The sequence below is a fragment of the Melghirimyces profundicolus genome, from assembly GCF_003054245.1.
Taxonomy (GTDB): domain Bacteria; phylum Bacillota; class Bacilli; order Thermoactinomycetales; family DSM-45169; genus Melghirimyces; species Melghirimyces profundicolus.
Genome location: NZ_QBKR01000022.1, coordinates 1 through 13,394, shown reverse-complemented (window position 1 = coordinate 13,394; position 13,394 = coordinate 1). Strand labels below are relative to the sequence as shown.

The following is a 13,394-nucleotide window of genomic DNA, read 5'->3' as shown; positions in this document are numbered from 1 at the left end:
TCCCGCCTTTGGGGGCTCCGTCTGTGGACGATTCCGATTTTGCATGTTTTTAAGTTTGTGTTACAAACAAGTTTATTTTATTTTTTGCAAAAAAATCCCCGTCTCGCGACGGGTCAATAACGGATTTGGTTCAAAGCGGAATACAACTGATCCAGCGAGTGAATGGAGCGTTCGCGGCAGACGTTGAGCATCCTCTCCCAGAGGAGGGCGGTCATCCAGGCGTCCCCGTCGGCGGTGTGACGGTTTTGAATCGGAATCCCGTACTGTTGGAGCGCGGAATCGAGAGAGTGGTCGGGCCAGTCGGGATGCAGGCACCGGGCGATTTGCCAACCGTCCGGAATTCGGTGGGTCAGTCGGCTTTTCCAGGTTTTGCGGAGCGCTTCCCGGATAAACGCTGCATCGTGTCCCGCTCCGTAGGCCACGAGGGTGCTCTGCCCGATGTAGTTCAACCAGCGCTCCAGCGCATCCGCCGGCTCCGGTGCCCGGGATGCCTCTTCCTGCGTGATCCCGGTGAGGAGGGTGATCTCTTCCGGCACCGGTCGTACAGGCTGCACCAGGGTGTGAAACCTTCCTTCCTTCCCGGCGATTCCGCCCTGGACCCGGACCGCCCCGATGGAGAGGATTTCGTCTCCCTGATGGGGACGAAATCCTGTCGTTTTCAAGTCGAAGATCACAAACGGAACCTCTCTCAGCGGGGTCTCCAAAGGGATCCGGGCAGCGAGGGGATGTAGGCTTCCTTTCGAAGATCGGGGGTTCCGGTCAGTCCGGAAATGGAGGCCCCTCTTTCCCGGACCCACCGGAGAATCGGGTGGTTCCAATCCATCAACCGGTTCCCGGCCGGTGACAGAGAATTTCCTTCCAAATCTCCCGGGTCACCGTCATGGCCTTTTTCAACTCCTTTCTTCCCCCCCCGGGGTAACCTTCCGGGATCGAGATGATCGCCCGGATCGCCGGCGCTGTGGATGCGAAACCGCATCTTGAGAAAAGCCTCCAGCGCAAAGAGAGCCGACTCCGTCTTCTCCACCGACCAACCCAGGCGGCCTCCGGTCCCCCGGATCCGTTCCGCCGTGGACACCGATCGGATCCCAAGAGAGAAGGCGTACCACCAGCGGCAGATACCCCCCCTCTTTCACATCCACCTGACCGGTGTGGGCTGCGGGCAGCTGCTCGGGATACCCGTAGCTGGCGCCCCAGGCGATGGCCAGGGATACCGCCGCGAAGGAGAGTTGGAACAGATAGGAGATCTCCAGGGGAATCTCCCCCGTTTCTGCGGGAAGGTCCAGAAACCAACCGGTGGTTCCCACCCACGGGTTGCCTTCGCCAAAGGTCAAGCCGTATCCGAAAGCCCAGAAGGCGAGCGCGGCCAGGGAAAAACCGAGGATTTGCTTCCCGGCAACATGGCCGGCGTTTTTCATCCGGGTGGACCCGGCTTCCAACAGCGCGAACCCCGCCTGCATAAAAATCACCAGGATCGCACACAACAGGACCCAAACCGAATCCAGTGACAAGACCACTTTCTCCAACAACGATCCTTCCCCTTCTTATGTTAACTTTTCTAACATTGACTTAACAATATCACATCACCGTCCGTTTGAAAAGACATTATGTTAGATTTCCTGACAAAAAATCACCCGCCCTTCGGGGCGGGTGTTCCGGTGTTCTATTTTGGCCCGGAGTGTTCCATTTCTTGCGGACGCTTCCGTCATGGACTCTGATTGACCCAGTTGTAAAGGGAAAACTCTCCCGTCTCACCTTCTCCTGCCGATCGTTCCGATTGGTAGAGAATTCCCTTGGTGCGAAATTTCCGGGAAAATTCGGCCGCTTCTTCCGGAGTCTGCACCCCGTTTCGTTGCCATTCGAGAAGAATGCGGTCGATGTAACGGCAGCTCGGTTTGCCGCAGAAAACCGCTTCCCTGAGAGCGGCGACAATCAGGGGCTCCGGGTGCTTGTCCTCATCCAGCCACTGGGTGAGGGTTTCACACTCCATCGGTGAAAGCGGACGGCCAAACTCCCTTTCGAATAGCTGGAACAGATTTTCGTAAGCTTCCTCAACGGAATCATCCGGCTCTTCCGGTTCCCGGTCCAGACAGGCGGCAGCCAACTGCTGCAGGAGAGGGGAAATGGAGTACTGTTCACTCCGGATGCCCCCCTCCACGGTCTCTTCAATGGACAAAAAACCGTTTTGGACCAACGTCTGCAACCACTGCACAATCTGGTCCGCAGAGACGCTCATTCTCTCTTCCAATTGGTTGACGGTCGGGAAAGGAACCTCTTCTTTTTCCCGGAACACGATGATATGTAAAAGCAGTATGACCTGTCCTTCGTTGAGTCCCAGCCGCTTGTATTCCTTGAACAGCACGACCGGAAAAGCCGTCGATCCCTGCTGCAGAACATCGACCAGAGCGGAGTGCGGCGACATTTTTCGGTCCATCTTTTTTCACCTCAATCCTACTATAGCAACCACAGATGCGGAAAAACAGACTTGAAAATAAGAAGAGCATCGGTCTCCCACCGATGCTCCGGGATGTTTGTCAACCTTCTTACGGATACAGCCGGTTCAGCATGCGCGGAAAAGGAATGGTTTCCCGGACATGATCCAGGCCGGCAATCCAAGCCACCGTCCGCTCCAGCCCCAGACCGAAGCCGGAGTGGGGAACCGTTCCGTACTTGCGGAGATCCATGTACCACTCGTAATCTTTCCGGTCAAGCCGGTGCTGGATGAAGCGCTCTTCCAACAGCGCCGGATCATCGATCCGCTGGCTTCCCCCAATGATTTCCCCATACCCTTCCGGCGCAATCAGATCGGCACAGAGCACCACCTCCGGCCGGGACGGATCGGGTTTCATGTAAAACGCTTTGATGTCCGTGGGGTAATGGGTGATAAAAACCGGCCGATCGAAGGTTTCCGCAATCTTCGTCTCGTGGGGCGCTCCGAAATCCTCTCCCCATTGGAACTCCATCCCCTCCCGGTTCAACAGTTCCACTGCTTCGTCGTAAGTGATCCGGGGGAAGGGGGCCTTGACGTTTTCAAGAGGAGCCGTGTCCCGTCCCAAGGTCTTCAACTCCGGACCGCATTCCTTCAGCACGTGCTGGACCACATGGGAGAGCATGTTCTCCTGGATGCGGAGGTTTTCCTCGTGATCGACGAAGGCCATTTCCGGTTCGATCATCCAGAATTCGATGAGATGACGGCGCGTCTTGGATTTCTCCGCCCGGAACGTGGGGCCGAAGGAATAAACCCGGCCCAAAGCCATGGCTGCCGCCTCCATGTAGAGCTGTCCGCTTTGTGTGAGGTAAGCATCCTCGTCGAAGTATTTCGTGTGGAACAGGTTGGTCGTCCCTTCGCAGGAGGAAGGGGTAAGGACGGGCGGATCCACCAGCGTGAAATTTTCTTTGTCCAGCCAGTCCTGGATCGCCCGCGTGATCTCCGCCCGGATGCGGAGGACGGCCCGTTGGCGGGGAGAACGGATCCACAGGTGCCGGTGGTCCATCAGGAACTCCACGCCGTGTTCCTTGAGAGAGATGGGATATTCTTCGGCCTTCTGAATCACTTCCAGCGAAGTGATATCCAACTCGTACCCGCTGGGAGCACGCTCATCGGCCCGGACGGTCCCCTCCGCATAAAGGGAGCTTTCCTGAGTCAGGTCGGATGCAGCTTCCCATATGTCCGGGGAAACTTTGCTTTTCACCAGCACTCCCTGAATGAAACCGGTTCCGTCCCGCAACTGCAGAAACTGGATTTTCCCGCTGGATCGTTTATTGTAAAGCCAGGCGCCCAACCGCACGGATTCTCCGACATGGTCGGATATGTTTCCAATGGTGGTAAGCACGTTCTAACCTCCATCCCCTTGTTGACCAGTCCATTATATACTTGTCCGGAAACCGGAGTCAACGAAGCCTGAACCCGTGTCAATCGGGGGTTTTCTGCCAATAATAAACGGGAGAAGGGGGGCTTGTCACATGAAACGTCCGGTTTTGACGCTCTTGATCCTCGTTCTTTCCCTCTGGACCTCCGCCTGCCTGCCGTCGGCTTCCTGGCGGGTTTCCAAATCCGGGGAAGAGCGGCAAACAGACTCCACTTCTCCATCCACCCGGCTCCGTTTGGCGGTGGTCGGGGACATCATGATGCACGCTTCCCAGATCCGCTCCGGGAGGCAAAAAAACCGCACCTATGACTACAGCCCCTTTTTCCGCGAGATCAAGCCTTACCTGGAACAGGCCGACCTCGCCCTGGGCAACCTGGAAACCACCTTTCCCGGAAACCACCGCTCTCCTTACACGGGGTATCCGCGGTTCCGTTCCCCCGACGCCCTGGGCATTGCGTTAAAGACAGCCGGCTTCGACCTCCTCTCCACCGCCAACAACCACAGCATGGACGCCGGAGAATCCGGTGTGGTCCGCACTTTTCAAAAACTGAAGGAGTGGGGGATTCAACCTGTCGGCACCTCCGCCGGAAACCGCCGTCAATCACCTGTGCTGGTTAATAAAAACGGACTCACCCTTTCTTTTGCCGCCTATACATACGGAACCAACGGAATTCCGATTCCCCCGGGGAAAGACCATCGGGTCAACCGGATGGACGAAGAGAGAATTCGGAAAGACATACGGTTGAGCAAACGGCAGGGTGCCGACTATGTGATCGTGCTGCTTCACATGGGATCGGAATACCAACGTCAGCCGAACCGGGAACAACAACGGTGGTTCCGATCCATCCTGAAGAGCGGAGCGGATGCGGTGATTGGTGCACACCCCCATGTCCTGCAACCGATGACGCGGATCAAGATGGACGGCGGGGAGAAGTTCGTCGCCTACTCGATGGGAAACTTCATCTCAGATCAGACCCAACCGTACACCAACGACGGCCTGATCCTGTACCTCGATCTGGTGCGCGAAGGATCCAGCCAACCCGTCCGGCTTCAGAACGTCTCCTATGTCCCCACGTATGTGCACAAATACCGGCAAAACCAAGTGAAAAGATTTGTTGTCATTCCGATTGACCGGCGAAACGGCAACCGAGTCGTTCCTTCGTACCCCGGACTGAGCCGGATCTCACTGGAACGGACCTGGGAGAGAACGACATCCCTCATGTCCGCTTATGAACGCTTCCCCACCTTCTCACGGGAAGAGGGGGCTTCCCCCTGATCTCCATTTTCCGTCTATCCCTGGATGGACGGTTTTTTTGACGGTTTGTTGTTTGCGTAACAAACTTGTTTACACTTAAGCGATTTTCTTCCGCCATTTTTCATAAAAGAATCCCGGCGTTGGAAATGAACGCCGGGCTGTACCGCTGACAACAGCGGTTCGGACGAGGAGCGGTTACGGCCGGACACGGGTGGCTTTTACATATCCCCATTCCAGCCATCTTTCACTCAGATCATCGAAGCGAACACCACCCGGTCCGTACGTGTGCAGGATCTTACCGTCACCGGCATAAATCCCCACGTGTTCGATGCCTCGGTTGGGCTTGCTTCTCAGCTTGAAAAACAACAGATCCCCTTTTTTCAACTCGTTTTTAGGCACCTCCACCCCGATCTGGGCCTGAGGTTCCGCACGGCGGGGCAAATCCACTCCGTTTTTGGCAAAGACGTACTGAGTAAAGGACGAACAGTCAAACTTCCCGCTCTCCTCGTACTCCGCCCCGAATTGGTAGGGAGTCCCCAGATATCGACGTCCGGTCTCGACAATACGCTCGCCGAAAGCGTTCTGCTGCGGAGCGGGAACTCCCGTGCGATCATCAGCCTGATCCGGTTGGTTGACCATTTGCCGGGGCTGCCGGTTTTCCTGCCCCTGTTGGGACCCGGGCCGCATGCATCCGACCAATCCCCACACCAACCCCCCGGCGGCCATCAGTGCAAGCCCTTTCCATATGGTGCGCATCGCCTCTTCTCCTTTTTCGATAAAATCATGACGATCTTAGTATCCGATGGCACCCAAAAAATATGTGAGGAGATTCGGGAGCCGGTTCTGCTGTCCAAATGTTAAGATAAAAACAGACGGGGAAAAGGGGGAATGAAATTGGACTTGAAGGCGGAATTGCAACAATGTTTGAGAAAAGATCAGGTGACGGACAACGAAACGGTCCGGGAGCGCCACAGCCGGGACGAGTCCTATCATACGGCCCGTCTCCCCGACGTGGTCGTCTTCCCCGAAAGCCGGGAGGATGTTGTCCGGGTCATGCGTTTCGCCCACCGCCACGGGATTTCGGTGGTTCCGTTCGGAGTGGGCTCCAGTTTGGAAGGGCATGTAATCCCTCTCAAGGGGGGGATCACACTCGATTTTGAGCGAATGAACCGGATCCTGGAAATACGCCCCGATGATTTTCAGGTGCGGGTGGAACCCGGAGTCACCCGTTCCCAGTTGAACCGGGAACTGAAAAAATACGGTCTTTTCTACCCCGTCGACCCCGGCGCCGACGCCACCGTGGGCGGAATGGCGGCCACCAACGCCAGCGGTACCACCTCGGTTCGATACGGGGTGACCCGGGACCAAGTGTTGGAGCTGGAAGTGGTCCTCGCCGACGGCAAAGTGATCCGCCCGGGGGGGAGTGCGGTCAAATCTTCGTCGGGGTACCACCTGCCCGGCTTGTTTGTCGGCTCGGAGGGGACGTTGGGAATTTTCACGGAAATCCGGTTGAAAGTTCACGGCATTCCGGAGGAGGTGCTGGCCGCCCGGGCTTCTTTTCCCGGCATCGCCCCCGCTGTCCGGGCCGCGCGAGCGATTCAGTCCGCTGGAATTCCCGTGGCCCGGATGGAGTTGGTCGATGCCCGGGCCATCCGCCAAGTGAACCGGCACTTTCAAACCCATTATCCCGAACAGGCCACTTTGTTTTTGGAATTCCACGGAAACGAAGCCGGCCTTCAACGGGACGCTTCCTTCGCTGAGGAACTCTCTTCCGACGAAGGGTGCGACGACTTCCTTTTCGAAACCGGATCCAATGCCCGGGCCCGGCTGTGGGAAGCCCGGCACCACTTGGTTTATGCTTTCCTCCACGGAATCCCCGGAAAAAAGCAAATGGTGACGGACGTATGCGTCCCCTTGTCGGCCCTCTCCGACTCCCTGGAACATGCCTGTCGCCTGATTGAAGCCTCCCACCTGACCGGTGCGGTTTTCGGCCATATCGGCGACGGCAACTACCACGCCCTTCTAATGATCGATCCGCAGGACCGGGCGGACATGGAAGAAGCGGCACGGATCAACGCAGCCCTCGTGGATCATGCCCTGGATCACGGCGGCACTTGCACCGGAGAGCATGGCGTGGGTTCGGGAAAGATCCGCTACCAGCGGCGGGAGCACGAAGAAGCGCTGGATGTGATGCGGGGAATCAAACAACTGTTGGATCCCAAAGGAATCCTCAATCCGGGTAAAATCTTCGGAGAAGAGTGACGGGTTCGGAAGCAACAACCATGAAAGCCCTCCCGTAGCTTTTACATCAAGCTCTTCTAGATCTGTCGGAGAAAGAAAAGGAGCCGGACGGCTCCTTTTCTCGATACCGATATTCGGATACGAAAAACCTGGTGTTCATGAATCCACTGGCTTCTCGGTCACGATGCATACGGCGTTGCCGCATTTGAACGGTCGGAATTCCCGTCAGATCCGGACAAAACCGGCTTCCTCCAGTTCGCCGCTCAGGCGATTTGCGAACGGGGTCGGATCTTCCGTATTCTTTCCCACCTTCTGATAAGTGATCGCCATTTTTCCACCTGTGACGACCCGGACCAGATTTTGATGAACCCGTGCCAACAACGTCACCAGGGAATGCCGTTCGGCACAAGAAAACGTTTCATGATCCTCCCTCCCTCTTAACTGAACCGATTAAACGAGGATCACGAGTTTCCTCTCCATACCGAGCATCGATCATCATAAAAACACCCTTTCAAAGTAGTTCCGTTCACGGGGTGTTTTCCCGTAGTGGAACTCCCCTCTCTCTGCTCCGACCACCGTGGCGGAAGCAAAACGCTCCATGTTTCTTCTCAAATATTCGCAAACATCGAAAAGTCAAACAAATCAAAGAAAAAAGGACGATCAAGGGTCCAAATGATTTGAATTTCACGATCACTCCCCCTCCTCACCATTGACCGAGCAAATAAATTAGATCATTATCTAATTAGATATTCAACAAAGAAAGAAGGAGGGTTCGTATTGCAAATTCAGCGACTGGTCGATTTTCACAAAGCCCTGGCGGATCCGACAAGGATCCGGATCCTGCTTCTATTGACCCGGCAGCCCCTCCACGGTCAGGCGATCGCGGGAAAACTGGGGATCACACCGCCCACCGTAACCCATCACATGGCAAGACTGCGGGAGGCAGGTCTGGTCCGACAGCGGCGGGTGAAGAACACCCAGTATTTCCACCTGGACCGTGATGTACTGAAACGGAAGAGCCGGGCGTTGCTGAACATGATGGAAGATCCGGGTCCGACGGAGCCGGACGCGGCCCGTTTCGAACAGGGGGTTCATCGGAATTTTTTCACCCCCGACGGAAAGCTGAAGCAACTCCCCGCCCAGCGGAAAAAACGGTTGATCGTTCTTCGTCGACTGGCCGGGTGTTTCAAAGGGGAAAGCGGTATTCGGAGACAAACATCAACCGGATCCTGAAACCGGTGCACCAAGACACCGCCACCCTCCGGCGGGAACTGGTGGCCCACCACTTTCTCCACCGGGAAGACGGGATCTATGAGGTCAACCCCCCGGAACTGTGGCAGGACCGAATCCAGGAGTGAATGATGGAACTGCCGGACGGAAGGGACATTTCATATTGTCGAATATCAAATGCGGATCACCGGGAGTGAAATGCCATGTCCGACCTTCCTGAAACAGTGGAACGCTGTCAAACGCCGCGCGGGGAAATGCAACTGCAGTGCCGGGGAAGCCATTACGAAATCATCAGCAACGGAACCTTTTTGATGGCCACCTATCAGGGTGATTCCGAAAAAGCTTTGGTTCGGTCCGCCCTGGAGCGTGTTCAGTGCCCCCGGAACCTTTTGATCGGAGGACTGGGAGTCGGTTTTTCATTGGCCGAAGCACTGACCGATCGACGCGTGGAACACGTGACCGTTGTGGAAATCGAGCCGGATATTGTCCGATGGAACCGGGATGTTTTGGCTCCCTTTTCAAACCATGCACTGAAAGATCCGCGGGTCCATCTGGTACAGGCTGATTTCATCGATTGGATGGAACACACAAAAAACACCTTTGATCTCATCTGCCTGGACATCGACAACGGTCCGGACTGGACCGTCGTCGACAAGAACCGCCGTTTGTATACGGAACAAGGGATTCGGCATTTGAAATCCCTTTTGCGACCCCAAGGCATCCTCTCGGTATGGAGCGCTTCACTCTCCAGAAGGTTCGTAAACTGCCTGGAGAAATTTTTTGAAGTGAAACTGGAATCGGTTCCTCATTTCAAGGGACAGCACGATTGGATTTATTTGGCCCGAAAAAGTGAAACCGCGGAATGAACATCCAACAAAAAACCCCTGCCCGGCGGCAGGGGTGTTCATGGTGGATCAATACAGGGACAGATATTGCTCCCGTTCCCAGGGGTGCACTTGGGTGCGGAACATGTCCCATTCGATTTCCTTGGCCTCGATAAAGTGGCTGAGAGCGTGTTCGCCCAGCGCTTCGACCATCACTTCGTCTTCCTTCAGCAACTCCAGGGCTTCCTTCAGCGTCGCCGGCAGGCTTTCGATTCCGGCCTCTTTCCGTTCCTCCTCGTCCATCACATAGATGTTCCGGTCGGTTTCCTTCGGCAATTCCAGCTTGTTCTTGATGCCGTCCAACCCCGCTTTCAGCATGACCGCCAGGGCCAGGTACGGGTTGGCGGAGGGGTCCGGACTGCGGACTTCGATCCGAGTGGAAAGACCGCGGGAAGCCGGCACGCGGACCAGCGGACTCCGGTTGGTGGGCGACCAAGCGACGTAGCAGGGAGCCTCATATCCGGGGACCAGCCGCTTGTAAGAGTTGACCAGCGGGTTGGTCAGTGCCGTGAACGCCCGGGCGTGTTTCAGAATCCCGGCCAAATAGTGGCGGGCGGTTTCCGAGAGGCCCAATTCGTCGGATTCGTCATAGAAGGCGTTCTCGTTCCCACGGAACAGGGACTGGTGGCAGTGCATCCCTGAACCGTTCACGCCGTACAGCGGTTTGGGCATGAAGGTGGCGTGCAACCCGTATCGGCGGGCGATGTTTTTCACCACCAGCTTGAAGATCTGGATGTTGTCGGCCGCAACCACCGCATTGGCGTATTTAAAGTCGATCTCGTGCTGACCCGGAGCCACTTCATGGTGGGAAGCTTCCATTTCAAAACCGAGTTTGTCCAGCGTGACCACGATGTCCCGCCGGCAGTTTTCGCCGAGGTCCAGCGGAGCCAGGTCAAAGTATCCGCCTTTGTCGTTCAGGTCCATCGTCGGTTCGCCCTGGGCATCCGTCTTGAAGAGGAAGAATTCGGGCTCCGGACCCACGTTGAAAGAGGTGAAGCCCATCTCTTCCGCTTCTTTGAGGACCCTTTTCAGAATACCGCGGGGATCGCCGGCGAAAGGCTCACCGTCCGGGGTGTAAACATCGCAGGTCAGCCCGGCCACACGGGAATCCTCCGTCCCGCCCCAAGGGTAGATGATCCAGCTGTTCGGATCCGGGTACAGGTACATGTCCGATTCCTCGATCCGGACAAACCCTTCAATGGAAGAACCGTCGAACATCATCTTGTTGTCGAGAGCTTTTTCCAACTGGGACTTGGGAATCTCCACATTCTTGATGGTTCCCAAAAGGTCGGTGAATTGAAGCCGGATGTATTCGACGTTGTTTTCCTCAACCGACTTCAGAATGTCCTCCCGGGTGAACGTTTTCGGCATGTGTGTGAGCTCCCTTCAAGAAGTGATGTGGAATTAATGAAAAAAACGGGACAACTCGCCTTGAATCAAATGGCTCCGATTCGGCTTGTAACTCAGTTCCGAAAGTTGCCGTTTCAAAAGCTTGTGGAGTTCGGCCTCCGACAGATCCGGTTTGACCGCTTTCTTCGGCTGCGGTTCCGGCTGGCTCTCCCGGGCCTGCTGCCGGTCTCTTTCCTGCAGCATCTCCTTGACACCGGCGATGTTGACCCCTTTTTCCATCAAGGATTTGATGTGTAGCAACCGGTCGACGTCATTGAATGAGAACAACCGCTGATTCCCCTTCGTCCGGGCCGGACGGATCAAGCCCTGCTGTTCGTAGTAACGAACCTGGCGAGGCGTCAGTTCCGTCAATTTGGTGATGATGCCCATGGAGAAAAGGGGCATGTTGCGACGAATCTCATCGCGCATCAGCAGTGCCTCCCTTGGTTGAACTTTGATTTCATTGTATGTTTGTCAGATTATATTGTCAAGCGATGTAAGGATTTTTTACAAAAAAGTGGGTCATGCCGGTCACCAGCAACCGGTGGACATGTCGCGCGCATTCCGGTTCCCACTCGGAAATGAAAAAAGCCGGTTTCCCACGAAACCGGCCTCAGACTGCAAGCCACACAAACCAGATCACCAGCCCCGTCATCAGGAGCCCCTTGACCAACAGACCGCCCAGAAAGCCCACCAAAGTCCCGTACCCGATTCGAAGGGCTTCCCGCCAGTCCTTTTTACGAATCCACTCCACCCCCACCACGGCCACCAAGGGCCCGACCAGGATCCCCAGAGGTCCGAAGGGGATCCCTGCCAGAGCTCCGGCCACCGCAGCCAAAACCGACCACTTGGAACCACCGTAGGTTCGCGCCGCGATCCCGCCGGCGAAATAGTCGATCAAAACGACCCCGATGGTGATCAACACCGCTCCGATCCAGAAGGGGGGATTCAGGACCTCCGGGTTGATCAAAAAGTGGTAAACGAGGAATCCGAGCAAAAGAAGCGGCGCATCGGGCAGGACGGGAAGCACCAGACCGGCAAACCCCAGGATAAACAACCCCACCGTCAATATCCACCAGATAAGTTCCATGTTTCCACCCCTTTTTTCATCGTACCGATTCCGAGGGAAACCGCCGGCGATGCTCCAGCATCCGATCCAACGCCGTCAAGACCCCGATTTTGACGTGGGAGAAGGTCAACCCCCCCTGCATGTAGGCCAGGTACGGCGGACGGAGAGGACCGTCGGCGGACAATTCGATGCTCGCTCCCTGGACGAAGGTGCCCGCCGCCATGATCACCGGATCCGTATATCCCGGCATGGGAGATGGCTCCGGACGCACATGGGCATCCACCGGGGAAGCGGCCTGGATCCCCTCACAGAAAGCCACCAGCAACTTCGGATCGGCGAGTCGGATCAGCTGGATGATGTCTGTACGGGGCTCGTCGAACCGAGGAGTGGTTTCAAAACCGGCGGCATCCAGAACGGCGGATGTGAAGACCGCCCCTTTCAGCGCCTCCCCAACGACGTGGGGAGCCAGGAAAAAACCTTGATAATAATCCCGGAGGTATCCGTGGGTAGCCCCTCCTTCCGCCAGAATCCCGGGAGCGACCAACCGCGCTGCGGCCCGGTCCACCCATTTTTTCTTCCCCGCGATGTATCCGCCGGACTTGGCCAGCCCTCCACCCGGGTTTTTGATCAAAGAACCTGCGATCAGATCCGCCCCCACGTGAGTGGGTTCCCGGTCCTCCACAAATTCTCCGTAACAATTGTCCACGAAAACGGCGGCGCCGGGACAGATTTCCCGGCATTTCTCCACCATTTCCCCGATTTCCTCCACACGGAAGGAGGAGCGCTCCGAATAACCCCTCGAGCGTTGAATCGCGAAACACCGGGTTCCAGCACCCGCTTCTTCCCTCACCCTCCGCCAGTCCACTTTCCCTTCGGGAGTCAGCGGAATCGCCTGGTAAGAGATCCCGTAATCAGCGAGGGACCCCGAACCGTCCCGACCCTTTCCGATCACTTTTTCCAAGGTGTCGTACGGGGGTCCGGTAATGTAGAGAAGTTGGTCTCCCGGACGGAGCACTCCGAACAGACAGGAGGCGATCGCGTGAGTCCCGGAAACAATGTGGGGACGGAACAAGGCTGTTTCTGCTCCGAACAGCCGGGCCACGATCGCCTCCAGTGTCTCTCTCCCCGCATCGTCATAACCGTATCCGGTGGATGATGACAGGTGGTGCTCCCCCACCCCCGCGTCCCGGTATGCTTCCAGCAACCGCCATTGGTGGGTGTCCACCCGGCTTTCGATGGATCGGATGACCGGATCGATGCGCAGCTGTGCTTCTTCAGACCACTTTTTCAGAATTCTGCTGTGTTTGAAATGCTCGTACACGTTACACACCATTTCCACTGCTGATATTATGTCATGACTGCTCACTAGAAGCGTTGTGAAAAAGTCCGTTGTCAAGCCAGGTTTTCTGTCCGATCTGTAGAATTCATTACAAAAGGATTGAACGGAACGGAGGAGATCT

At 56.3% G+C, this 13,394-nt stretch carries 13 protein-coding genes and 3 pseudogenes; 4 read left to right on the top strand and 12 right to left on the bottom strand.

What is annotated here, in order from left to right; translation table 11 throughout:
- Window positions 1–113: 113 nt before the first annotated feature.
- The 6 genes and pseudogenes from C8P63_RS14265 to asnS form a co-directional block, all read right to left on the bottom strand.
- Window positions 114–674: an exonuclease domain-containing protein gene (locus tag C8P63_RS14265; protein ID WP_170109670.1), complete on the bottom strand. Its 561-nt coding sequence runs from the start codon at window positions 672–674 to the stop codon at window positions 114–116.
- Between the two features lie 14 nt (window positions 675–688).
- Window positions 689–862 carry a hypothetical protein gene (locus C8P63_RS19620; RefSeq protein WP_245920928.1) on the bottom strand — a complete coding sequence of 58 codons (174 nt, stop codon included), beginning with the start codon at window positions 860–862 and terminating at the stop codon, window positions 689–691.
- Between the two features lie 108 nt (window positions 863–970).
- A pseudogene (locus tag C8P63_RS20075) lies at window positions 971–1,075 on the bottom strand (hypothetical protein); the annotation flags it as partial.
- A gap of 112 nt (window positions 1,076–1,187) precedes the next feature.
- Window positions 1,188–1,526 (bottom strand): annotated as a pseudogene (locus C8P63_RS14255) (ammonium transporter); the annotation flags it as partial.
- A gap of 176 nt (window positions 1,527–1,702) precedes the next feature.
- Window positions 1,703–2,431 carry a DnaD domain-containing protein gene (locus C8P63_RS14250; protein ID WP_108025324.1) on the bottom strand — a complete coding sequence of 243 codons (729 nt, stop codon included), beginning with the start codon at window positions 2,429–2,431 and terminating at the stop codon, window positions 1,703–1,705.
- A gap of 109 nt (window positions 2,432–2,540) precedes the next feature.
- Window positions 2,541–3,830, bottom strand: a complete 1,290-nt coding sequence (gene asnS, locus C8P63_RS14245; protein ID WP_108025323.1) for an asparagine--tRNA ligase — start codon at window positions 3,828–3,830, stop codon at window positions 2,541–2,543.
- Window positions 3,831–3,960: 130 nt separating this feature from the next.
- On the opposite strand from asnS, the gene C8P63_RS14240 reads away from it, so the two are divergent.
- Complete coding sequence (locus tag C8P63_RS14240) at window positions 3,961–5,142, top strand: CapA family protein (RefSeq protein ID WP_108025322.1); 1,182 nt, start codon at window positions 3,961–3,963, stop codon at window positions 5,140–5,142.
- A gap of 174 nt (window positions 5,143–5,316) precedes the next feature.
- On the opposite strand, the gene C8P63_RS14235 is transcribed toward C8P63_RS14240, so the two are convergent.
- Window positions 5,317–5,877: a C40 family peptidase gene (locus C8P63_RS14235; RefSeq protein ID WP_245920926.1), complete on the bottom strand. Its 561-nt coding sequence runs from the start codon at window positions 5,875–5,877 to the stop codon at window positions 5,317–5,319.
- Between the two features lie 138 nt (window positions 5,878–6,015).
- Between C8P63_RS14235 and C8P63_RS14230 the strand changes: the two genes are divergently transcribed.
- On the top strand, window positions 6,016–7,383 hold the full coding sequence (locus C8P63_RS14230; protein WP_425437313.1) for an FAD-binding oxidoreductase: 1,368 nt from the start codon (window positions 6,016–6,018) through the stop codon (window positions 7,381–7,383).
- Window positions 7,384–7,587: 204 nt separating this feature from the next.
- Here C8P63_RS14230 and C8P63_RS19190 read toward each other — a convergent pair whose 3' ends face one another.
- Window positions 7,588–7,740 carry a hypothetical protein gene (locus tag C8P63_RS19190; RefSeq protein ID WP_170109668.1) on the bottom strand — a complete coding sequence of 51 codons (153 nt, stop codon included), beginning with the start codon at window positions 7,738–7,740 and terminating at the stop codon, window positions 7,588–7,590.
- Window positions 7,741–8,139: 399 nt separating this feature from the next.
- On the opposite strand from C8P63_RS19190, the pseudogene C8P63_RS14225 reads away from it, so the two are divergent.
- Together C8P63_RS14225 and C8P63_RS14220 are read left to right on the top strand one after the other, a co-directional pair.
- Window positions 8,140–8,720 (top strand): annotated as a pseudogene (locus C8P63_RS14225) (DUF2087 domain-containing protein).
- Between the two features lie 75 nt (window positions 8,721–8,795).
- Window positions 8,796–9,458, top strand: coding sequence for a spermine/spermidine synthase domain-containing protein (locus C8P63_RS14220; protein ID WP_108025320.1), 663 nt, complete (start codon window positions 8,796–8,798; stop codon window positions 9,456–9,458).
- Window positions 9,459–9,506: 48 nt separating this feature from the next.
- On the opposite strand, the gene glnA is transcribed toward C8P63_RS14220, so the two are convergent.
- From glnA to C8P63_RS14200, 4 genes are all read right to left on the bottom strand, one after another.
- A complete protein-coding gene (gene glnA, locus C8P63_RS14215; RefSeq protein WP_108025319.1) occupies window positions 9,507–10,847 on the bottom strand; it encodes a type I glutamate--ammonia ligase in 1,341 nt (446 codons plus the stop codon).
- 33 nt (window positions 10,848–10,880) lie between these two features.
- Window positions 10,881–11,294: a MerR family transcriptional regulator gene (locus C8P63_RS14210; RefSeq protein ID WP_108025318.1), complete on the bottom strand. Its 414-nt coding sequence runs from the start codon at window positions 11,292–11,294 to the stop codon at window positions 10,881–10,883.
- Between the two features lie 184 nt (window positions 11,295–11,478).
- Window positions 11,479–11,955: a DUF456 domain-containing protein gene (locus C8P63_RS14205; protein WP_108025317.1), complete on the bottom strand. Its 477-nt coding sequence runs from the start codon at window positions 11,953–11,955 to the stop codon at window positions 11,479–11,481.
- 16 nt (window positions 11,956–11,971) lie between these two features.
- The gene (locus C8P63_RS14200; protein WP_245920933.1) at window positions 11,972–13,255 is read right to left on the bottom strand and encodes a methionine gamma-lyase family protein; all 1,284 of its coding nucleotides are present in this window, start codon (window positions 13,253–13,255) and stop codon (window positions 11,972–11,974) included.
- Window positions 13,256–13,394: the final 139 nt, after the last annotated feature.